Source organism: Gordonia pseudamarae (assembly GCF_025273675.1).
Taxonomy (GTDB): Bacteria; Actinomycetota; Actinomycetes; order Mycobacteriales; family Mycobacteriaceae; genus Gordonia; species Gordonia pseudamarae.
Map to the genome: position 1 here is coordinate 1460488 of NZ_CP045809.1, position 22453 is coordinate 1482940.

Annotated in this window: 19 protein-coding genes; 8 read left to right on the forward strand and 11 right to left on the reverse strand. The window is 67.0% G+C overall.

Translation table 11 applies throughout. The annotated features are described in order from the left end of the window. Positions 1-8: 8 nt before the first annotated feature. Positions 9-1391 carry a serine hydrolase domain-containing protein gene (locus GII31_RS06490; protein WP_213247860.1) on the reverse strand — a complete coding sequence of 461 codons (1383 nt, stop codon included), beginning with the start codon at positions 1389-1391 and terminating at the stop codon, positions 9-11. Positions 1392-1556: 165 nt separating this feature from the next. Beyond that, complete coding sequence (locus GII31_RS06495; RefSeq protein ID WP_213247862.1) at positions 1557-2780, reverse strand: acetyl-CoA C-acetyltransferase; 1224 nt, start codon at positions 2778-2780, stop codon at positions 1557-1559. Positions 2781-2917: 137 nt separating this feature from the next. On the opposite strand from GII31_RS06495, the gene GII31_RS06500 reads away from it, so the two are divergent. Genes GII31_RS06500 through GII31_RS06510 form a run of 3 tightly spaced genes read left to right on the forward strand, consistent with a single transcriptional unit; the run spans position 2918 to position 8798 of the window. After that, positions 2918-4315, forward strand: a complete 1398-nt coding sequence (locus GII31_RS06500; RefSeq protein WP_213247864.1) for a cystathionine beta-synthase — start codon at positions 2918-2920, stop codon at positions 4313-4315. 10 nt (positions 4316-4325) lie between these two features. Continuing rightward, positions 4326-5465 carry a cystathionine gamma-synthase gene (locus GII31_RS06505; protein WP_260840343.1) on the forward strand — a complete coding sequence of 380 codons (1140 nt, stop codon included), beginning with the start codon at positions 4326-4328 and terminating at the stop codon, positions 5463-5465. A gap of 30 nt (positions 5466-5495) precedes the next feature. Further along, positions 5496-8798: a BTAD domain-containing putative transcriptional regulator gene (locus tag GII31_RS06510; protein ID WP_260840344.1), complete on the forward strand. Its 3303-nt coding sequence runs from the start codon at positions 5496-5498 to the stop codon at positions 8796-8798. 6 nt (positions 8799-8804) lie between these two features. On the opposite strand, the gene GII31_RS06515 is transcribed toward GII31_RS06510, so the two are convergent. The 3 genes from GII31_RS06515 to GII31_RS06525 are packed head-to-tail and all read right to left on the reverse strand — an operon-like array spanning position 8805 to position 12039. After that, positions 8805-9665 (reverse strand): ABC transporter permease, encoded by an 861-nt coding sequence (locus GII31_RS06515; protein ID WP_246222130.1) that lies wholly within the window; start codon positions 9663-9665, stop codon positions 8805-8807. Between the two features lies 1 nt (position 9666). Then, a complete protein-coding gene (locus GII31_RS06520) occupies positions 9667-10638 on the reverse strand; it encodes an ATP-binding cassette domain-containing protein (protein WP_213247870.1) in 972 nt (323 codons plus the stop codon). 45 nt (positions 10639-10683) lie between these two features. Then, a complete protein-coding gene (locus GII31_RS06525) occupies positions 10684-12039 on the reverse strand; it encodes a glycosyltransferase 87 family protein (protein ID WP_213247872.1) in 1356 nt (451 codons plus the stop codon). 91 nt (positions 12040-12130) lie between these two features. On the opposite strand from GII31_RS06525, the gene GII31_RS06530 reads away from it, so the two are divergent. Then, positions 12131-13048 (forward strand): phosphatase PAP2 family protein, encoded by a 918-nt coding sequence (locus GII31_RS06530; RefSeq protein ID WP_246222131.1) that lies wholly within the window; start codon positions 12131-12133, stop codon positions 13046-13048. A 115-nt stretch (positions 13049-13163) separates the two neighbouring features. Here GII31_RS06530 and GII31_RS06535 read toward each other — a convergent pair whose 3' ends face one another. The 4 genes from GII31_RS06535 to GII31_RS06550 form a co-directional block, all read right to left on the reverse strand. After that, complete coding sequence (locus tag GII31_RS06535) at positions 13164-13352, reverse strand: hypothetical protein (RefSeq protein WP_213247874.1); 189 nt, start codon at positions 13350-13352, stop codon at positions 13164-13166. A gap of 297 nt (positions 13353-13649) precedes the next feature. Beyond that, positions 13650-14144 carry a transcription elongation factor GreA gene (gene greA, locus GII31_RS06540; RefSeq protein ID WP_213247876.1) on the reverse strand — a complete coding sequence of 165 codons (495 nt, stop codon included), beginning with the start codon at positions 14142-14144 and terminating at the stop codon, positions 13650-13652. Positions 14145-14336: 192 nt separating this feature from the next. Then, positions 14337-15038 (reverse strand): queuosine precursor transporter, encoded by a 702-nt coding sequence (locus GII31_RS06545; protein ID WP_260840347.1) that lies wholly within the window; start codon positions 15036-15038, stop codon positions 14337-14339. 107 nt (positions 15039-15145) lie between these two features. Next, positions 15146-15571, reverse strand: coding sequence for a DUF4307 domain-containing protein (locus tag GII31_RS06550; RefSeq protein ID WP_213247878.1), 426 nt, complete (start codon positions 15569-15571; stop codon positions 15146-15148). 85 nt (positions 15572-15656) lie between these two features. Between GII31_RS06550 and mca the strand changes: the two genes are divergently transcribed. Genes mca through GII31_RS06565 form a run of 3 tightly spaced genes read left to right on the forward strand, consistent with a single transcriptional unit; the run spans position 15657 to position 18845 of the window. Continuing rightward, positions 15657-16508 (forward strand): mycothiol conjugate amidase Mca, encoded by an 852-nt coding sequence (gene mca / locus GII31_RS06555; protein WP_213249955.1) that lies wholly within the window; start codon positions 15657-15659, stop codon positions 16506-16508. Continuing rightward, positions 16508-16843, forward strand: coding sequence for a hypothetical protein (locus GII31_RS06560; protein ID WP_246222265.1), 336 nt, complete (start codon positions 16508-16510; stop codon positions 16841-16843). Before mca ends, GII31_RS06560 begins: the two co-directional genes overlap by 1 nt. A gap of 4 nt (positions 16844-16847) precedes the next feature. Beyond that, the gene (locus GII31_RS06565; protein WP_213247882.1) at positions 16848-18845 is read left to right on the forward strand and encodes a thioredoxin domain-containing protein; all 1998 of its coding nucleotides are present in this window, start codon (positions 16848-16850) and stop codon (positions 18843-18845) included. Between the two features lie 56 nt (positions 18846-18901). On the opposite strand, the gene GII31_RS06570 is transcribed toward GII31_RS06565, so the two are convergent. Beyond that, a complete protein-coding gene (locus GII31_RS06570) occupies positions 18902-19522 on the reverse strand; it encodes a histidine phosphatase family protein (protein WP_213247884.1) in 621 nt (206 codons plus the stop codon). Between the two features lie 21 nt (positions 19523-19543). Next, on the reverse strand, positions 19544-20725 hold the full coding sequence (rocD, locus tag GII31_RS06575; protein WP_213247886.1) for an ornithine--oxo-acid transaminase: 1182 nt from the start codon (positions 20723-20725) through the stop codon (positions 19544-19546). Between the two features lie 444 nt (positions 20726-21169). Here rocD and GII31_RS06580 point away from each other — a divergent pair, with 444 nt between their 5' ends. Next, positions 21170-22261, forward strand: a complete 1092-nt coding sequence (locus GII31_RS06580; protein WP_213247888.1) for a 3-deoxy-7-phosphoheptulonate synthase — start codon at positions 21170-21172, stop codon at positions 22259-22261. The last annotated feature ends 192 nt before the right edge of the window (positions 22262-22453 follow it).

Consider the following 22453-nt stretch of genomic DNA (forward strand, 5'->3'; position numbering starts at 1 on the left):
AGTGCTGCTCAGCTCCTGCAAACGCCGACCCGCCGGGACACCGCGCGCAGCAGTGTTTGCCACTCGTCGTTGCCCTGACCGGCGAAATCACCCGACGGGTGTAGTTGTACGGTGTGCGCCATGCGTACACCGGTCAGGCAGCTTTCCGGGACCACGGTGATGTACTGCCCCTGGAAACCATTGGCCTGGAAGCCGCGCGGTGTGGCGCCCGACCACCACTGGTAACCATATGAGCCGACATTCTCGTCGGCGGCATCACGGGCCGGTCGACGGTTCATCGTCGCCTCGGTGACCCAGGAGCGGGACACCACTTGGCGCCCGCCGACGGCCTGTCCGCCGTTACGCATCAGCTCGCCGAACCGGAGGAAGTCCACCGGCCGGGCAAACAAGGACATCGACGCCACCGCGGCCCCGGTCCGATCGGTCATGATGTCGGCGTCGGCCTCCATTCCGGTCGGCCGCCAGACCTTCTCCGCGATGGTCGTGCTCAGTGGGCGGGCATAGACAGACTCCAGCAGCCAGCCCAGCACCTGGGTGTTGGCGCTGTTGTAGTTGAACGCCGTGCCCTGGGGGGCCACCCGGGGGAGTGCAAGCAGGAACTCGTTGCGGGTCTTACCGATTCGGCCGCCTGAGTGGTAGTCGAGGGCGAGATCGATCCATTGCAGGAACTGGTCGTTCGCCGTGATCTCGGAGGTGTGTTCGTCCCATTTCACTCCCGATCGCATCAGCAGGATGTTCCTGATCGTCGTACCCTGCCAGGCCGACCCACGGACGCCGGGGACGTACCGCTCGATCGGCTCGTCGAGGGAGGATATCCGGCCCTCGTCGACGGCGATTCCGACGAGAGTGGAGATCACCGATTTGGTTGTCGACCATCCGTGGTGTGCGGTGGTGCGCCGGTAACCGTTCGCGTAGAACTCGGCGATCATCGAGCCGTCGCGCATCAACAACAGCGCGTCGGTCTGGGTGTCGCGGATAAAGTCGCGGACGGTTTTCGTCCGGCCTGACCACCGGTAGCTCACCGACCCGATATCGACGGGTGACCGCATGCGAGGCAGTGTGTTGGCCGTACCGGCGGTGATCGGCTGGTGTGGGAGGAACAAATCGGGTTTGACGATGTCGGTGGGTAACGGCAGCAGCATCCGGTTGTTGGTGATCGCCTCGTGCGTCCAATTCGACCAGAAATCCGGGGAGGCCAGAGTTGTCGCGGCACCCGCCGCGAGATCGGGCAGCGCGGGAACGCCGAGGAGTCCGCCGCCCCGTGCGACGGCCAGCAGCGATCGTGCGTCGGTGACCGAGGGGGTAGGGGGCGTGGCGTCGGCGGGTGCACTCGACAGTGCCGCGGCGATGGAGACCACGAGTGCGAGGGCGCTCTTGGTGATGGCTGTCACCCGGCACATGATGCCAGACCGGCATCGGAAAGTGCCCCCGATATAGGCGTCCCGTATGGCGTCTCGTCCTAGCCCACCGCTCTATCGGCAGAACTCTTTCCGACACGCCCGGGCAGGGCAGGTTCACCTCCGGGGTGGACCTGCCCTATCCGGGGTATGTCTGAATCAGGACAGGCGTTCGAGAACCATCGCCATGCCCTGGCCACCGCCGACGCACATCGACTCGATACCGAAGGTCTTGTCGTGTGTGCGCAGGTTGTTGAGCAGCGTGGTGGTGATCCGGGCGCCGGTCATACCGAACGGGTGGCCGATCGCGATGGCGCCGCCGGAGACGTTGAGCTTGTCGTGATCGATGCCCAGTTCGTTGGCCGAACCGAGAACCTGCACGGCGAAGGCTTCGTTGATCTCGACGAGGTCGATATCCGAGAGCGACATCCCCGAGATGCGCAGTACCTTGCGGATGGCCTCGATCGGGCCCAGACCCATGATCTCGGGGGACAGTCCGGTCGCGGCGGTGGCCACCACGCGGGCCAGCGGGGTCAGGCCCAGCTCCTTGGCCTTGGTGTCACTCATGATCACCAGCGCCGCGGCACCGTCGTTGAGCGGGCATGCATTGCCCGCGGTGATGGTGCCGTCGGGGCGGAAGACCGGCTTGAGCTGGCTGATCTTCTCGTAGGTGGTGCCTGCGCGCGGGCCGTCGTCGGTGGACACGGTGCTGCCGTCGGGCAGGGTGACCGGGTCGATCTCGCGTGCGAAGAAACCGGCCTTGATGGCGGCCTCGGCACGGTTCTGGCTCAGCACACCCCAGCGGTCCTGGTCGTCCCGCGAGATGCCGGTGTAGCTGGCGACGTTCTCGGCGGTCTGGCCCATCGCGATGTAGACGTCCGGGATCAGGCCGTCCTCACGAGGATCGTGCCAGCTGTCGGCGCCACCCTCGGCGCTCTTCTCGCTGCGCGCGATGGCCTCGTCGAACAGGGCGTTCTTGGAGTTGGGGGCGCCGTCGGCGCCGCCGGAGATGCCGAAACTGGAGACGCTCTCGACTCCGCCGGAGATCACCACGTCGACCTCACCGGCTTTGATGGCGTGCAGCGCCATCCGGGTGGTCTGCAACGACGACGAGCAGTACCGGTTGACCGTGACACCGGGGATGTGGTCGTAGCCGAGTTCGACGGCGATGACACGGGCGATGTTGTAGCCGCCCTGGCCGCCGGGCTGTCCGATGCCCCAGTGGATGTCCTCGATGTCCTTGGGATCGAGCGACGGGACCTTGGCGAGCGCCGCGGCCACCATCTGGCGCGAGAGCTCGTCAGGGCGAACGTCTTTGAGAGATCCCTTACCGGCACGGCCGATCGGGGAACGGGCATGGGCGACAATCACTGCTTCTGGCATGTGAAACACGTTACTGCACGTGCCCAGGTGCCGGTATCGGCGGCGGTGCGGGGTGACGACGACCGCTTTTTGTGCGCCCGGCACCGATAGTGCGGGCGGGATTCGGGGTCTGCGGTCATCAATGGGACCATGGAGGTATGCGCATCGCGAATCATGTCGTCGACCTGGTGGGCAACACACCCCTTGTCAAGCTCAACTCGGTGGTCAAGCCCGGCTCCGGCCTCGTCGCGGCCAAGGTGGAATACCTCAATCCGGGCGGCAGCAGCAAGGACCGCATCGCGGTCCGCATGGTGGACGCCGCCGAGGCCTCCGGTGAACTCAAGCCGGGCGGCACCATCGTCGAACCCACCTCCGGCAACACCGGCGTCGGTCTGGCCCTGGTCGCCCAACAGCGGGGTTACAAGTGCGTGTTCGTCTGTCCCGACAAGGTCGGCGAGGACAAGCGCAACGTCCTCAAGGCATACGGTGCCGAGGTCGTGGTCTGTCCTACGGCGGTACCGCCGGAGCATCCCGACAGCTATTACAACGTCTCCGACCGGCTGGTCCGGGAGATCGACGGTGCCTGGAAGCCGAATCAGTACGTCAATCCGGCGGGACCCCAGAGCCACTACGAGACCACCGGCCCCGAGATCTGGCGGGACACCGACGGCACGGTGACCCATTTCGTGGCCGGTGTGGGCACCGGTGGCACCATCACGGGCACCGGCCGGTACCTCAAGGAGATCTCCGGCGGCAAGGTCAAGGTCGTCGGCGTCGATCCCGAGGGCTCGGTGTACTCCGGTGGCACGGGGCGGCCGTACCTGGTGGAGGGCGTGGGCGAGGACTTCTGGCCGCAGGCCTACGATCCCTCGATCCCGGACGAGATCATCGCGGTCTCCGACGCCGACTCGTTCGACATGACCCGGCGCCTGGCCCGCGAGGACGGCCTGCTCGTGGGCGGCTCGTGCGGCATGGCGGTGGTCGCCGCGCTGCAGGTCGCCGAACGCGAGGGTCCCGATGCGGTGGTCGTGGTGCTGCTGCCCGACGGCGGCCGCGGCTACATGGCCAAGATCTTCAACGACAAGTGGATGAGCAGCTACGGTTTCCTGCGGTCCACCCTCGACGGCAAGACCGCCGGTGAGCCGTTGGTGGGCGAGGTGCTGCGCGGTAAGGGCGGCGAACTGCCCGACCTGGTGCACACCCATCCGTCCGAAACCCTGCGCGATGCCATCGAGATCCTGCGCGAGTACGGCGTCTCGCAGATGCCGGTGGTCGGTGCCGAGCCGCCGGTGATGGCGGGTGAGGTGGCCGGTGCGGTCACCGAGCGTGACCTGCTCAGTGCGGTGTTCGAGGGCCGCGCGAACCTTGCCGACCCGGTGTCGGCGCATATGGGCGAGCCGTTTCCGCTGATCGGTTCGGGCGAACCGGTCTCCGCGGCCACCAGGGCGTTCAGCGAGACCGATGCGTTGATGGTGGTCGAGGACGGCAAACCCGTCGGCGTCCTCACCCGCCACGATCTGCTCGCCTTTGTCAGCACACATCCCTTCGTCGGATAGGACAGCAACCATGAGTCACGGTTTTTCCACCCGCGCCATCCACGCCGGATACGACCCGGACCCGTTGACCGGCGCGGTCAACGTGCCGATCTACGCGTCCTCCACCTTCGCCCAGGACGGGGTCGGCGGCCTGCGGGGCGGATTCGAGTACGCGCGCACCGGCAATCCCACCCGGCGGGCCCTCGAAGCCAACCTGGCGGCCCTGGAGGGCGGCACCTTCGGGCGTGCCTTCGCCTCCGGGATGGCCGCCACCGACGCCCTGTTGCGCGCCACCCTGCGCCCCGGTGATCACCTGGTCATCCCCAACGACGCCTACGGCGGTACGTTCCGGCTCATCGACAAGGTGTTCACGCAGTGGGGGATCGACTATTCGGTCGCCCCGATCACCGACCCCGACGCGGTGCGCGCCGCCGTCACCGACAAGACCAAGCTGGTGTGGATCGAAACCCCCACCAACCCGCTGCTCAACGTCGGCGATATCGCGGTGCTCGCCGAGATCGCCCACGGTGCCGGTGCGAAGCTCGTGGTGGACAACACTTTTGCCTCGCCATACCTGCAGCAGCCGTTGGCGCTGGGGGCTGATGTGGTGCTGCATTCGACCACCAAGTACCTCGGCGGCCACTCGGATGTGGTGGGCGGTGCACTGGTCACCGCCGACGAACAACTCGACACCGACATCGCCTTCCTACAGAACGGCGCCGGTGCGGTACCGGGCCCGTTCGACGGCTACCTGACGATGCGCGGCATCAAGACCCTCGCGGTGCGAATGGACCGCCACAGCGACAACGCCGAACGTGTCGTCGACTTCCTCGCCGCACACGCCAAGATTGAGAAGGTCCTCTACCCGGGGCTGGCCGACCACCCCGGCCACGGCGTGGCCGCCAAGCAGATGGCCCGCTACGGCGGCATGGTGTCGGTGCTGGTCAAGGGTGGTCTGGAAGCGGCGCAGGACTTCTGTGCCCGTACCGAGGTGTTCACCCTGGCCGAGTCGCTCGGCGGCATCGAATCGCTGATCGAGCATCCGGGCGCGATGACGCACGCGTCGACCGCCGGTTCACTGCTGGAGGTCCCGGACAATCTGGTCCGGTTGTCGGTGGGCATCGAGGACATCGACGACATTCTCGGTGACCTGGAGAAAGCACTGCACTGAGCGTGTGCTCTGCTGCGTACTCTGGGCGGGGTGTCGACGTCGCAGACTGAATCCTCGGTGACGACGGTGATCGGGCTGCTCGGTCCGGTCGGCGTCGTGCGCGACGTCACGGCCGCCTGTGCCCCGGGTGCCGGCGAGCCGGTGCCGGTGGCCGGGGTTCGGGCCCGCCGGTTGCTGGCCTCCCTGGCGATGGCCGAAGGACGGGTGCGGACCGCCGAACGACTCATCGACGACGTGTGGGGTACCGATCGGCCGGGATCGCCGGCCGCGGCCCTGCATACGCAGATCTCCCGTCTGCGCCCGGTGCTCGGCCCGGCGCGTGTGGAGGCGGTCGCCGGTGGCTACCGGCTGACCGGGTGCCGGACCGATCTGTCGGTGGTGGCCGAACTGGCCGCTTCCGGAGATCCGGCGGACCTGGCGGCGGCACAGACGTGGTGGCGCGGGGTGCCCGGTGATGATCTCGGCGACGCCGACGTGGGATTGGCCAGCGAGTTACGTTCTCGTGCAAACGCGTTGCGGGAGGCCGTCGACCGCGGGAGACTGGCCGCGTTGCTCGCCGGCGGTGATTTCGCCGAGGCTCGGACCGTGGCCGAAAGGCTCTGTGCAACAGATAATCTGGACGAGACCGCGCATGTGGGGATGATGCGGGCGCTCGCCGGGCAGGGCGCAACCGCCGCCGCGCTCGCCGTTTTCGACAGGCTCCGCCGCTCACTGACCGCCGAACTGGGGGCTGATCCCGGCCCCGAGGCCGCCGCCGTGCACGCGGAATTGCTCGCGGCCACGGCTGTTTCGGGCGCCGGTTCAGCTGTCCCTCCGCAGGTGATCGAGCCCACCGGTCGCGGTCCGCGTTCGAAGGTCGTCGGTGTCATCGCGGATTCGTCCGAGCTCGTGGGCCGTGACCACGACATCTCGGCGATCCTGGACCTGCTCGGCCGGTATCGGCTGGTCACCCTGCAGGGGCCGGGCGGGGTGGGCAAGACCCGGGTGTCGCATCGGGTCGGCGCCCGACTCGCCCGGGCCGGCCGCAGCGTCTTCTACGTGCCGCTGGCACCCATTCGCAACGACGACGATGTGGTAGGGGCGATCGCCGCGACACTCGGGGTCGGTGACACCGAGTGGACGCCCGGTGGCCGTCCGCGGCGCGCGGTTGCCGATCTCACCGCCCGGATCGTCGACGAGATCCGCGGGCTGGGTGCGGTACTGATTCTCGACAACTGCGAGCAGGTGGTGGCCCGGTGCGCTCTCCTGGTCGCCGAACTGCTCACGGCCGAACCGGATCTGGTGGTACTGACCACCAGCCGGTCGCCGTTGCTGCTGGCCGCCGAACACATCTACCAGTTGCCCGCGCTCGGGGTGGACGTCGACGGGGCGTCGGCGGAACTGTTCGGGCGCCGGGCACGGGCGATCCGGCGGTCGGCGACCCTCGACCCGATCCAGGTGGCCGGCCTGTGCGCCCGGCTCGACGGGCTGCCGCTGGCCATCGAACTCGCGGCCGCCAGGATCCGGACGATGTCGGTGGGGGAGATCACCGCCCGGCTCGACGAGCGATTCGGGTTGTTGCGCGGCTCGGATCGCAGTGCCCCCGACCGGCACCGCACCCTGTACGCCGTCATCGACTGGAGTTGGGATCTGCTCGGCGACGATGCCCGGTCGGCGCTGCGGCGGCTGTGCCGGTTCCCGGCCGGATTCACCGCCGATACCGCGGCTGCCGTACTGGGATACGGCGGCTACCGGATCGACGATGTCCTGGAGGAACTGGTCAATCAGTCACTGCTGGCGGTGGTGGAGACCGTGACGGGCACGCGGTATCGCATGCTGGAGACGGTCCGTGAGTTCGGCGAGACCACACTGGCCGCCGATCCCGGTCTCTCACGCGTCATCGATGTGGCCATCTGTTGCTGGGCACGGTCTTTCGCACTGTCGGTCAGCGCGGAGTACGAGCATGATTTCGCCTCGCCGGCGCTGCTGGACAGGGTCGCCGCCGAGACGGAGAACCTGCTCTGGGTGTTGCGCCGTTGTGTCGCATCCGAATCCGGTCGACCCTCCGATGACGAGGTGATCACCGTGGTGACCGTGTTCCCGGTGCTCGGGGGTCTGTGGGTGATCCGGGGCCTGCATTCGGAGGTCATCGCGTGGAGTGCCAAGGTGGTGCCGATACTTCCCCGGCCGCCGGCCGGGCTGCCCGATGAACTCCGCAAATGCTGGCAGGCAACGGTGCTCGTGTCGTCCATTCATCAGATGATGCACCACGACCTCAGGCATGTGGCCCGTTGCCGGATGTTGTTGCGGGCCTTGATCCACCGAGACAAGGTACTGACCGGGCAGACCGACTTCCTATCGGCGCTGGCCCTGGCCGTCCGCGGACCGGCGCTGCACCGGCTGATCGTGTCGGGTGTGCGCGCCGGCACGCCCAGGGTGGCGCTCATCGCCAGGGGGTTGCGGATGGCGGTGCGGGAGAACACCGGATCTCTCGACCCGGCGTTGCGTGACGGTCTGCACATGCTCGAGCTGACCTCTCGCTACGACGATGTCTGGCTCTCTGCAATGCCGAAGAACGCGGTCGCGGGAATCTATGGTCAACGCGGGCAATGGGAACGGTCGATCGGCTACTACCATGACGCCATCGCCGGACTGGAACGGATCTCGGCGACCGAGGACTCGGACGGCTCGCGCTGCTACCTCGCGGCCGCGCTGACCGCGCTCGGCCGATTCGACGAGGCCGAACAGGTTCTGGCGCCGGTCGCGGGCGGCTGGACGGTGCGGGGTCCGGAGCCGCAGGGACACACCGAAGTGGTCGCCGCGATGATGATGGCCTGGGCCGAGATCCGGTACGGACGAGGCGACAGGATCGGAGCCGCCGAGGCGTTCGGCCGTTCGGCCGCCCTGATCCATCGGGACCACCCGTTCCTGAGCAGCGACCCCGGCGCGGTGATGTTGTTGAGCGGATCGGTCGCAGGTCTGCTGCTCTGCGGTGAGACCGACACGGCCAGAATATATCTCGACACACTGTGTGCCGGTCTGCGCTCCACGATCAGTGGGCGGATCTGGCTGGACCTACCGCAGGGTGCCACCATCGCGCTGGTCGTGGGACTGCTCCTCAACGCGGATGCGCGGACCGGCGACAAGGCGCCGGGCGCCCGGCTCATGGCGCTGGGTGTGCGGCTCGGTGCCCGCCAGGATCTGCCGAGCCTGCATCGCGCCGTCGTCGACGCCCAGCCGAACTCGGGGTTGTCCGAGGACGACTGGGCATCGATGTGGACGCAGGTGGTGCGGCGTTCGCGAAGACAGGTGCGTGAGGAGATCCTCGATTTCGTAGTCCACCACGTGAGCTGACGGCCGTCAGGCGTTGCGCATGTAGGCGCGCACCGCCAGCGGGGCGAAGATCGCGGTCACCACCGCTGCACCCAACAGGGACCATCCCACATGCGAACTCATGTGTCCGTCGGTGGTCAGATCACGCACCGCGCTCACCAGGTGGCTGACCGGATTGACCTTCACCCACGCCTGCAACCAGCCGGGCATTGTGTCGGTGGGGGCGAAGGCGTTGGAGGCGAATGTCAGCGGGAACATGATCATCATCGAAACGCCCTGCACCGCCGATGCCTTGCTCATCAGGCAGCCCATGAGCGCGAAGATCCAGGACAGGGCGAAGCTGCACACCATGATCAGCAGTGCCGAGGCCACCACCCCGAAGGCATCCGGTCGCCAGCCCATGATGATGCCCATGATCACGGTGAGCACGGTGGCGACGAAGTACCGGATGACGTCGGCCAGCAGCGCACCGGCCAGCGGACTGATCCGGGAGATCGGCAGCGACCGGAAGCGGTCGAAGACACCCTTGTCCATGTCCTCGCGCAACTGTGTTCCGGTCACTATCGAGGTCATGACCACGGTCTGCACCATGATTCCCGGAATGATGACCGGCAGGTACGACGTGACGTCACCGCTGATGGCCCCGCCGAACACGTAGGTGAACAGGAGCGTGAAGATGATCGGCTGGAAGGTGACGTCGAAGAGTTGTTCGGGGTTGTGCCGGATCTTCAGTACGCCGCGGTAGGCCATCGAGAACGACTGGGTGATCGTCTCCAGCGGGGATATCGATGTCTTGGCCTCCTTCCTGGCGGTGTCGGTGCGAATACCTTTCTGCGGCAAGACCGGTTCGTGATTCGTCTCGGTATTCGTGCTGGTTGTCGCGGTCATGTCAGGCCACCTCCGTGGTGTCGTCGGCGGGCTTGCCGGTGATGGTGAGAAAGACCTCGTCGAGGCTCGGTTTCTGGACGTTGATCTCGTCCACGGTGATGTTCTGTTCGCGCAGGGCGATCAGGATGTCGGGTACCAGGTCCGCGCGATGCAGGGCGGCGGTGACCCGTCCCGCCTCCGGGCTCAGCGCGGAACCACCAAGGAACTGCTCGACGATCCGCGCGACCTGAGGTGCGTCGGCACGGTGTGCCGGAATGAGTTGCAGGGTGCTCGATCCGACGGACTGTTTGAGTTCGTCCGCGGTGCCGTCGGCGATCACCACCCCGTGGTCGATGACGGCGATCCGGTCGGCCAACTGATCCGCCTCGTCCAGATACTGGGTGGTCAGCAGCACTGTCGAGCCCTGTTTCACCAGTTCGCGGATGGTGTCCCACATCTGGGCTCGCGTGCGCGGGTCCAGGCCGGTGGTCGGCTCGTCCAGGAAGAGCAGCGGCGGGGTGTCGATGAGGCTGGCGGCGAGATCGAGCCGCCGGCGCATGCCGCCTGAGAAGTTCTTGAGCGGGCGATTGGTGGCCTCGGTCAGTGCGAAGGCCTCCAGGAGTTCGCCCGCGCGGCTGCGGGCACGGGCCCCGGAGAAGCCGAGCAGCCGGGCGAACAGCACCAGGTTTTGCAGTGCGGTCAGGTCCTCGTCCACCGACGCGTACTGCCCGGTGACCCCGATAAGTGAGCGCACGGCCACCGCGTCGTCGACGACGTCGTGCCCGAACACCGCCGCGCGGCCCGCGTCCGGTCGCAACAGTGTCGCAAGCATGCTCACCGTCGTCGTCTTCCCGGCTCCGTTGGGTCCGAGCACGCCGTACACGGATCCGGTCGGGACCGACAGGTCGACGCCGTTGACGGCGCGGGTGGCCCCGAAGTGCTTCACCAAACCGGTGGCCTCGATGGCCAGGTCCGTGGATGTTCCATGTGTCATGGCGACAACGATGCGCGCCGCCGCTGTCGCCGGACTTACACCGGCTTACGTCGCCCTCGCGTAGCCTGCCGGACCCGTCGGCCGAGTTCGCCACTTCGGCCACGGACGGCGCCCCGTCACGGGTGGACGGGCGGGGGTGAACCGGTGGATCAGCGCCGGGGTGGCGGCCATCGCGGTGAGGTGGCGATTGAGCAGCACCTGGTGTGGATGGGTCTGCCGATACACGATGCCGGCCAGCCCGATCAGCAGCATCGGGATGAGCAGATATCCGAACCGGCCGACCGGGGCGAGGAGGAAGAAGCAGGTCAGGCCCACCGCCAGATAGGTGGCCATCGCCTCGAAGGTGCGTGGCGGGTGGCGCAGCAGGCACAGTCCGATGACGCCCGCGCACATCGCCAGCAGCAGCATGTCGGCGTTGCGGCCGGCGGGCCCGAACTCGGCGAGCAGTACGCCGGGCATAGGGCTGCGCGCGGGCGTGCTGACGGGGCCGTTGCCGGTGGGGAACTCGAATACCTGCGCGATGGTGTCCGACAGCGAGAGCATCGCCGGCAGGATGAACGCCGCCGATGCCGCCGCGAGCACGGCCGAGAACCTTGCCAGCGCGCCGCGGCCGAACCTGGCGAGCAGGAAGGCCGCGACGATCGGCAGGGCCAGGAGCGCCACCCACTTGATGGCGGCGGCCGCGGCCAGGCAGATCGCCCCGGTGACCAGGTGCCGCCTGGCCACCAGCGCCAGTGCGAGGATCAGTAGACCCGCGAGCGGGAGGTCGACACCGCTGGCGCACAGCTCCAGCGCGACGGTCGGCGAGGCGATGAACAGCAGTACCGCACCCGCGGTCCACCAGTTCAGCGCGCCGAGAATCCGCAGCGAACCCCAAATGGCGATACCGGCGATCAGCGCACACCACAGCCGGGGGTCGCCGACCGCGTTCCAGGCGCTGCCGGTATCGATGCCGGTCCGCTCCAACAGCGCCCTGGGCACCCCGAACACCGCCATCATCGGCAGGTACGGATTGATATCGGAGACGCTGGTCGCGTCGGGCAGATACGGGATGCCGCTGCTTAGCAGGAGGTCGCCGGACCGGGTCACGACATCGATCTCGCTCTGCATCGGGTGCTGTCCCGACGTGAGTGTGATGAACGGCACAATCACCGATCCGGCGGTGGCGACGACCCGCGCGAGGGCCGTGCGTGAGACGCGGAGGCTGAACGGGGCAAGTCCGATAAATGCGGCGCTACAGTATCCGATGGCCGCTGAATGTGCCCAGGTGACGTGGGTGTCGAAGCCGGAGAGCACGTACAGGGCATACGCGCCGCAACCGAACATCAGGTAGGCCGTGGCCTCGACGTGCCGGGTCCCGACATGCCTGTGGAGGTGGGGCGCGAGTGCGTCGTCAAGCATCGGGATACCTACGCGTTACTCTTGGTTCTTGGTGAGTTGCACCTGTGTGTGCCTGAAGAATATTCACCCAGACGTTACCCGTGGGGAGGCCATGTCCATAACGGCACAAGACGACACGCAGACGCGGCCCGCTGATCAGGCGGGCCGTGGTGCGCGTGTGCGCTTGTGGCTGACCTGGGCGCGGAGCTATTTCTCCGTGCCGCGGTGGTGGCTCGAACTTGCGGTCATCTACTCGATCTACCGGGTGTACTCCTACATCCGGAACCTCGGCGGCAAGGATGTCGAGCCGGCGTTCCGGCACGGCACCGCGGTGCTGGATCTGGAGAAGAAGCTGCACATCGACATCGAGATGTCGCTGAACAGGTTTGGGGAGCACTTCACGATCGTGCGGGATATCGCCTCGCTGCACTATCACACGCTGCACTGGTGGATGACGATCGGCACCGCCGTGTGGCTGTTCGTCACCAACAAGGCCGGCTATCGGCGCGGCTCGTTCGTGCTGATCCTGACCACGTTGATGGCACTGGCCGGTTTCTACCTGATGCCGACCGCCCCGCCGCGCATGTACGACGGTTTCGTCGACACGCTGGCGCAGACGTCGTCGTGGGGATGGTGGAGCCCGTCCGGCTCGCCGGGTCCGGACTCGTTGAGCAACCAGTTCGCGGCGATGCCGTCGCTGCATTGCGGCTGGGCCATCTGGTGCGGTCTGATGATCGTGCTGTACGCCAAACGTATCTGGGTCAGGGTGCTCGGTGTCCTGTACCCGGTGTCGACGATCCTCGTGGTGATGATCACCGCCAACCACTACATTCTCGATGCCGTTGCCATCATGGTGGTCATCGGTATCGCCGTCACGGTGGTGTACGCCCCATGGAGTGCGGTGTACGCACAGGTGTTCGTTCGGCGGGATGTCCGGGCCGTGCGCGCCGAGAGCGCAGAGGACGGCTTGCTGCCGGAGTCGTTGCCGCGTCTCGCGCCCGCACTGGTACCCGACGAATCCGATCGTTAGGGCGTGTCTCCCAATTCTTCCGCCGAAGGCGGCAAGGGGAATCGGGAAACATGCCCTGGCTGCCACGAGTTCGCTGGTGCCGGGATTCGCCCGGCCGGTCCGTCGGTGGGCGGACTCAGCGCCGGGTGCAGACAACCATCGCCACACCGCGTTCCCTGACGTGTGCGGGGAGCATCGCGACCAGTTCGGCGGGGGCGGGCCGCAGTGCGGCCGGTGACGGGACTCCGACGTCGATCGGGGTGTCCCGGCGAGTGAGCGTTGCGATGACACACGCCGCGGTACTGACGAACAGCACCACAATCATCGAGAGACCGATCAACGTATCACCACGCCATCACGAAAGCTACCAAAGAGTAGGTTGAATATCCTGAACTTACTGCCATGATATTACCCTGACCAGCGCCGATGTCCTGCATGCGGGATGTGAAATCATAAAATTGGGACTTTAGTCCCATTTTCCACGTGGTGATGGCAGTCACTCCGGCTGGCGGGGGTCGGTGTCGGGCGGTCAGTCGAAAATCGGACAAAAAAGTAAACCCGCAGTTGCCGCCGGGATTCGGCAGCGACTGCGGGTATGGCGTCGGGGTGCTCCGGGTGGGCGTCAGCCGTGGTACGGCTCAGCGCTGACGAGGGTCACCTTGACCGTCGCACCGCTGGGCACGGTGTACTCGCGGGACTCGCCGACCTTGGCGTCGATGAGCGCCGCGCCGAGCGGGGAGCTCGGCGAGTAGGTTTCGATGTCGCCGTCCTTGGCGCTCTCCTCGCGGGTGGCGATCAGGAACGTCTCGGTGTCACTCTCGTCGCCGTCGTAGTAGACCTTGACCACCGAACCGGGCAGTGCGACACCCGACTGGGTCGGGGCCTCGCCGACCTTGGCGTTGTTGAGCAGATCCTGCAGCTGGCGGATGCGAGCTTCCTGCTGGCCCTGCTCTTCGCGGGCGGCGTGGTAGCCGCCATTCTCCTTGAGGTCGCCCTCTTCGCGGCGTTCGTTGATCTCGGCGGCAATGACCGGGCGGTTGGCTATCAGCGAGTCGAGCTCACCTTTCAGGCGGTCGTGAGACTCCTGGGTCAGCCAGGTCACCTGGGTGTCGGTCATGGTCGTCACTCCTTTGTGTCGTCCGCGTCCCGACCCGGTGCGCACTGGTGTGCGACGTGTCCGGCGGGGCCTGTGGACTGCTCTAAATGCAGCAACACGACCCCTCGCGGAGCCGTGTGTATCCGACTATCATATCAGATCTCAGGACGCGGATCACGCGAGGGGCGCGTTTGCTGCACAATTGAGCAATACTCAGCGCGTGGTGCCGGCAGTCTCGGGTGCGCCGTGGCGTCGCGCATGCAACGCCTCCCGGTAGGTGGGCTCGGCCAGCTTGAGCCGGTTTACCACCAGGTACGTCAACGGCATGACGAGAATCTCGACCAGCGTCTTCCACACGAAACCGACGATCGTGTAATTGATGAAGTCGCCCCATGTGGCGATGCCGAGGGCGGTGGCCGCGATCGAGCAGAACACGATGGTGTCGGCCAGCTCGCCCACAACGGTCGATGAGATGAGCCGGGCCCACAGGCGGCCTTCGCCGCTGCGTTCCTTCATCTTGACCAGTACGTAGGAGTTGAGGAGCTCGCCGACCACATACCCGGCCAGGCCGGCGGCGAGGAACTGCGGGACGACACCGGCGACGTCGCGGAAGGCCTGCTGGCCCTCGTAGAAGTCGGCGGCCGGAAGTTCGATGGTCAGCCAGAAGCACAGTGACGCCACCATGAGCACGGCAAAACCGGTGAGGATGGTCCGGCGCATCGCGCGGAAACCGTAGACCTCGCTGATCACGTCGCCGAGGACGTAGGCAAGAGGAAAGAGGTAGAACGCGCCATCGGTGACGAGGCCGTCCATCTTGATCGGCCCCACGTCGATATGGAGCCAGCTGTCGAACAGGATGACACCCTTGGTGCCGGTGATGTTGCTGATCAGCATCACGCCGACGAAGGCGGCCATCAGCATAGGAAAGTACGGGCTGGGTACGGCCGCGAAGACTGCACGATGACGATGTGCGGCGTTCGCGACCTGCCCAGACTCCTCAGGTCCCGGATCTGTGGGTTCTGTCACTGTTTATCTGCTTTCAGGTAGGCGGGAATCGTGGTGCTGCAGCCGAACACCTCGCCGATGACCGGCGGCTGCGAGGTCTGCACCGTGGTCTTGACACCGATCTGGGTGTTTTTGCTCGGCGGGATGAGGATCTCCCGGCGGCCTGTCTCGCCGCCGTCGAGAGAACGCCCGCGGACCACACACGCAGCCGGTTGTGACGGGTCGGACCTGGTCACGGTGAACTGCACGGCCACGGTGTGCGAGTCGATGATCTCGTAGCCGGTGGCCTCACCTTTGACATCGGTGTCGGAGTATTTGAGGTAGCCGATCACGGCCAGAGCCACTCCCATGATCACCACCGCCGTCGAGGCGGCGAGGAACCAGCGACGCCGGTTCTGCGGGGATCGTTCGGTGGGGTACGTGGCCCGGGGTCCGCTTGTCACGCGTCAATACCTACCATGGAGCCAGACACGTAGCTGAAGGTGAGGAAGCGTGACCGATCTCGACCGGCCGACCGGACTTCGACTCATGGCAGTGCACGCCCACCCCGACGACGAATCGTCCAAGGCTGCGGCGACAACCGCGAAATACGCGGCCGAAGGTCACGATGTGCTGGTGGTCACCCTCACCGGCGGTGAACGCGGTGACATCCTGAATCCGGCGATGGACCGTCCCGGGATCAAGGAGAACATCGCGCAGGTCCGGCAGGAGGAGATGGCCAAGGCCGCCGCCGCGCTCGGGGTGCGGCACACCTGGCTGGGTTACGTCGACTCCGGGCTGCCCGAGGGCGATCCGCTGCCGCCGCTGCCGGAGGGATCCTTCGCGACCGTCCCGCTCGAAGAGTCGGGTGAGGCGCTGGTGAAGGTGGTCCGTGAATTCCGGCCGCACGTCATGATCACCTATGACGAGCACGGCGGATATCCGCACCCCGATCACATCCGCTGTCACGAGGTGTCGATGCTGGCCTACGAACGTTCCGGTGATCCCGGGGCGTACCCCGATGCCGGCGAGCCGTGGACGGTGTCGAAGGTCTACTACACGCACGGTTTCCTGCGGGCCCGCATGGTCGCCTTCTCCGACGAGTTCGAGAAGCACGGTCAGGAAAGCCCGTTCAAGGAGTGGCTGGCCCGGTGGGACGCACGTGGCGGCGACGTGATGAGCCGGGTCACCACACAGATCACCTGCGACGACTATTTCGGTGCGCGTGATGAGGCGTTGCGCGCCCACGCCACCCAGGTCGACCCGAACGGGGTGTTCTTCGCGGTGCCCACCGAATGGCAGATCCGGCTGTGGCCGACGGAGGAGTTCGAGCTGGCCCGCACCCGCGTGCAGACCTCGATCCCCGAAACCGATCTTTTCGCCGGAATCGAGACCCCATGATGACGACAGCACTCCAGTCCGCCGCTCTGATCCTGGCCGAGGAGAATCCCGAAGGCCCGGAGTTCGGCAAGTCCTCGCCGTTCGGCCTGCTCATCATCATCCTGCTGCTCGTGGGCACGGCGCTGCTGATCTGGTCGATGAACAGCCAGCTCAAGAAGCTCCCCAAGTCGTTCGACGCCGATCATCCCGAAGCCGATCAGGCCTTCGACGAGGGCACGGATTCCGCCGGTGCGGGCAGTGCGGCCGGGGATGCCGCCGATCTGTCGGCCGACGCCGACCCGCCGCGTCAGGACCCGTCACATCAATCGGTGCCGCACAAATCAGCCGACATGTGATCCGATGCCGAATCGTCTCGCCGGGTCCACCAGCCCATACCTGCGCCAGCACGCCGACAACCCGGTCGAGTGGTGGGAGTGGGGTCCCGAGGCGTTCGCGGAGGCCGCGCGCCGGGACGTGCCGGTACTGCTGAGCGTCGGATACGCCGCATGTCACTGGTGTCATGTGATGGCGCACGAGTCGTTCGAGGACGCCGACACGGCGACACAGATGAACGCAGATTTCGTGTGTATCAAGGTGGATCGGGAAGAACGGCCCGATATCGACGCCATCTACATGAACGCCACCGTCGCGATGACCGGTCAGGGCGGGTGGCCGATGACGTGCTTCCTCACCGCGGCCGGGGCACCGTTCTACTGTGGCACCTACTATCCGCTCACACCGCGCGGCGGCCAGCCTTCGCTGCGGCAGGTACTCACCTCGATCTCGGAGGTGTGGACGCAGCGCCGGGATGAGGTCGACGACGTCGGAGTGCGGGTCGGGAAACATCTGAGCGACAACGCCGCGCCGCTGCCGGTGGCCGGACCGGGCATCGACGCCGTGCTGCTCGACGCCGCGGTGGCCGCGATCCTGGCCGATGAGGACCACGTCGCGGGCGGGTTCGGTGGGGCACCCAAGTTTCCGCCGTCGGCACTGCTCGAAGGTCTGCTGCGGCATGGTGAAGCGGTGGCACCCGCGGCGGGCGCGGCCGCGGCCCGCACCTGTGAGGTGATGGCGCGCGGCGGCATCTACGACCAGCTCGGCGGGGGATTCGCCCGGTATGCCGTCGACAACGCCTGGGTGGTACCTCATTTCGAGAAGATGCTGTATGACAATGCGCAACTGCTACGTGCCTACGCACATCTGGCGCGCACCACCGGTGACGCGCTCGCGCTGCGGGTTACCGAGGAGACGATCGAGTTCCTGGAACGTGACCTGCGGGTCGGCGGCGGGTACGCCTCGTCGCTCGACGCCGACGCCGGCGGTGTTGAGGGGTCCACCTACGTGTGGACGCCGGCGCAACTGGCCGAGGTCCTGGGCGAGGACGACGGCACCTGGGCGGCGGAGGTTTTCGGCGTCACCGCGGCGGGGACATTCGAGCACGGCTCGTCGACGCTGCAATTGCCGCGTGACCCCGACGACCGGGAACGTTGGGCCCGCGTTCGCGCGGCGCTCCTCGTGGCGCGTGCCGGGCGACCACAACCGGAGCGTGACGACAAGGTGGTCACCGCCTGGAACGCGATGACCGTCACCGCGCTCGCCGAGGCGGGAGCGGGGCTCGGCCGCGCGGACTGGGTTGAGTCCGCTCTGCGGTGTGTCGATTCCCTGTGGCGCAATCATATTCGTGACGGCCGGCTGCACCGGTCGTCGTTGGGTGGAGTGACCGGGCAGCCACTGGGTGCGCTCGACGACCATGCCGCGTTGTGCGTCGCGCTGTTCACCGTCCATCAGGTGACCGGCGACATCGTCTGGCGTGATCGCGGGATCACCCTGCTCGACCGGGCGATCGATCTGTTCGGAGATCCGGACGCCATCGGAAGTTGGTTCGACTCAAGCGAATCCGGTCTGATCGTGCGCCCGCGTGATCCCGTCGACGGTGCGACTCCCGCCGGTGCGTCCCTGCTGGCCGAGGCGCTGCTGATGGGTTCGCTGCTCGCGGATGCCGATGTCGCGGCCAGGTATTCGGAACTGCTCGATGCGACACTGCGCCGCGCCGCGGTCCTGTTGGCGAAACTGCCTCGCTCGGCCGGGCATTGGCTGGCCGTGGCCGTGGCCGAGCGCACCGGACCGTTGCAGATCGTCGTCGCGCAGACGGCCGAGAGCACCGGAGAGTTGGTGGCCACGGCCCGAATGCTGGCGCCGGGTGGATCGATTGTGATTACCGGCCCGAAGGATTCGACACCATTGCTGGTCGGCCGGGGCCCCGTCGACGGCGTCGACGCCGCCTACATCTGCCGAGGCACCGTGTGCGGGCTGCCGGTGACCACTCCCGAAGGGCTCGCCGGCGCACTGAGCTCGTGAGTGGGCCCGATACCCATTCGCCGGACTCGCGGACATATCCGGCCGTCGCCGGCCGGTCAGATCGATGACGCCGACGCCCAGCTGCCGACCGGGCCGATCAACTGTGACAGGCGCCGGTCGCGGTCGGTGTCGGTGAGCAGCGCCGAGCCGGCCGGACGCAGGTCGATATTCGCTCCGCAGGTGATCGGCCAGCCCAGATAGCGGCCGATGAACGACCGTGAGAAATGGCCGTGCGAGACGACCACCACATCCTTCGTCGTCAGCAACGCATCGACATGGGCGATGGCGGCGTCCACCCGGGCCAGCATGTCCTCGACCGACTCACCGTTGCGTCCACCCTTGGACCAGATCGTCCAGTCGGGGTCGTGGTCGGCGCGGATACGTTCGCGGGTCAGGCCCTCGTAGTCACCGTAATCCCATTCGGCGAACAACTCACTGACCTCGTCGACGGGCAGGTCGGCCAGTTCGGCGGTGCGCCGGGCCCGGGTGCGGGGTGAGCTGATGACATGCGGGGAGACGAGTCCGGTGACGTCGAGGATGCCGCGTAGTCCGGTGGCGTCGGATTCGCCGCGCTCGGTGAGTGCGATGTCGGTGCGTCCGGTGTGCTGATCGGACAGCGACCATTCGGTCTGGCCGTGCCGGATCAGCAGGATGCGACGATCGGTTCGCGGTGCCATCTGATCACGGTAGACCCGCGCCTACCCCCGGTGCAGGGCGTCGGCGAAATGGTCCGCGACCAGGTCGATCTCCTCGTGGGTGATCACCAGCGGCGGTGCCAGCCGCAGCGTCGACCCATGGGTGTCCTTCGCCAGCACCCCGCGCGCGGCCAACCGTAGACAGAACTGTTTGCCGGTGCCCAGTGCCGGATCGATGTCGATACCGGCCCACAGGCCCTTGCCGCGCACCGCGTACACCCCGTGCCCGATCAGCGCGTGCAGCCGGGAATGCAGGTGTTCGCCGAGATCGGCGGCCCGCGCCTGCCAGGTGCCGTCGGCGAGCATGCCGACCACGGTACGCCCCACAGCCGCTGCCAACGGATTGCCCCCGAACGTCGAACCGTGCGTACCCGGGGTGAGCACCCTGAGGACGTCGCTGTCGGCGACCACGGCGGACACCGGCAGTATCCCGCCGCCGAGGGCTTTGCCGAGGGTGAAGACGTCCGGGGCCACGTCCCAGTGGTCGACGGCGAACGTCCTCCCGGTGCGCCCGAGTCCGGACTGGATCTCGTCGGCGATCAACAGCACGTTGTTGTCGGTGCACAGCGCCCGCAGCCGGGGCAGGTAGTCGTCGGGCGGCACGATGATCCCGGCCTCGCCCTGGATCGGTTCGACGAGCACCGCCACGGTGTCGGCGGTGACCGCTGCCGCGAGAGAGTCGATGTCGCCGAACGGTACCCGGTCGAATCCCGGTGTGTACGGGCCGAATCCGGCGCGTGCCGCGTCGTCGTCGCTGAAGCTGACAATGGTGGTGGTGCGGCCGTGGAAGTTGCCGCCGGCCACGATGATCCGCGCCCGCCCGTCCGGTACGCCCTTGACCTCGTATCCCCACTTACGCGCGACCTTGACCGCGGACTCGACGGCCTCGGCGCCGGTGTTCATCGGCAGCACCATGTCTTTACCGCACAGGTCGGCCAGTGCGGCGCAGAAGGGTTCGAGCTGATCGGACATGAAGGCGCGGCTGGTGAGGGTGACCCGGCCGAGCTGTGCGGTTGCCGCGGCGACGATCCGCGGATTGCGATGGCCGAAGTTCACGGCCGAGTAGGCGCCGAGGCAGTCGAGGTAGCGCCTGCCGTCGACATCGGTGATCCACACCCCCTCCGCGGTGGCGGCTGTCACCGGTAGAGGCGAGTAGTTGTGTGCCACATGGTGTTCCGTGCTCATGTCAGTGATCCTTCGCCGCGCTGCGATCGGTCTGCCGGTATCGGCAATTCTAGGGCGCGGCACCTGATTCCGTCGCCGCGTCGCCGACATCGAACCCGGCGATGGTGAACCGGCCGCTTCGATCCCGGCGGCAGTGGATCCGGGGCCGTATCGGCGGTCCGCCGATCGCCGGCCGGGCCGTCCGTGAAGTCGCAATGGCCGCTGTGCTACCGTGGTCGACGTGAATAGATCCGCGTGCGCGTATTGGCGCTTTATCGAGGCTCCGGGTGGGGCCACGGTGAAGCGCTGAGCTGCGTTCGCACAACAAACCATCCGGAGCCCGAGCAGTGACCATCATGGTCGCTGCTCTTGTCGTTTCAGGGCACCGGAACACAACCAGGGACTGTGCCCCGGGACCGAGAGACAAAACCCCGACGACAGGCACAACCTGAAAGGCACATTGGCGTGACCACCACCACCGACGACCTCGCACTTTCCGTCAGCGCACCGTCGCAGTCCACCAGCGACCGCCGCATCAAGACCTTCCGGGCCATCCCGTCGCCCGACACCCTGCGCAACGAACTGCCACTCACCGCGCGCCGCGCACTGGCCGTGCAACGTGACCGCGACGAGATCGCCGCAATCCTCGCGGGTCACGACGACCGGCTGATCGTCGTCGTCGGGCCGTGTTCGGTGCACGACCCGGTCGCCGCCCTCGACTACGCCCGCCGGCTGGCACCGCTGGCCGCCGAATACGCAGACCGGCTCAAGATCGTGATGCGCGTGTACTTCGAGAAGCCGCGTACCACCGTCGGGTGGAAGGGTCTGATCAACGACCCCGGCATGGACGAGACCTACGACGTCGAGCGGGGCCTGCGCACCGCGCGGTCGCTGCTGCTCGACATCATCGACCTGGGCCTGCCCGTGGGCACCGAGTTCCTGGAGCCGACCAGCCCGCAGTACATCGCCGACGCCGTGTCCTGGGGTGCGATCGGTGCCCGCACCACCGAATCCCAGGTGCACCGGCAGCTCGCCTCGGGTCTGTCGATGCCGATCGGGTTTAAGAACGGCACCGACGGCAACGTGCAGGTGGCGGTCGACGGGGTGAACGCCGCCGCCGCACCGCACGTTTTCTTCGGCGTCGACGACTTCGGCCACGGTGCGGTGGTGGAGACCGTCGGCAACACCGACTGCCACATCATCCTGCGCGGCGGTACCCGCGGACCGAACTACGACGACGCGTCCGTCGCCGCTGCCGTGGCAAGCCTGGCCAAGGCGGGCGTGGCCCCCAAGGTGATGATCGACTGCTCGCACGCCAACTCCGGCAAGGACCACATTCGTCAGGCCGAGGTGGCCCGCGAGGTCGCTGCGGATGTGCGTGCCTCGCGCGCCGCCGGCGAGGAGCCGACGATCAGCGGCGTCATGCTGGAGAGCTTCCTCATCCCCGGTGCGCAATCCACCGACGCCCGCCCGCTCACCTACGGCCAGTCGGTCACCGACAAATGCATGGGCTGGGACCCCACCGCCGACGTCCTTGCCGAGCTCGCCCGCAGCTGAACGGGTTCGACCACCTGACGCATACGAGAGTGGGCCCCATTTTTGCCGGTTGAGGCGTGAGCTCGTGCCTCAACCAGCGGGATGGGTGACGTGTGCTCGTGCCTCAATCAGCGGTGTGGGGTCAACCTTGAGCCCGGTCTGCTCTGAGCAGAACGGGGCGGCACGATCGGTGTGCGATGGCTACCATCGCGG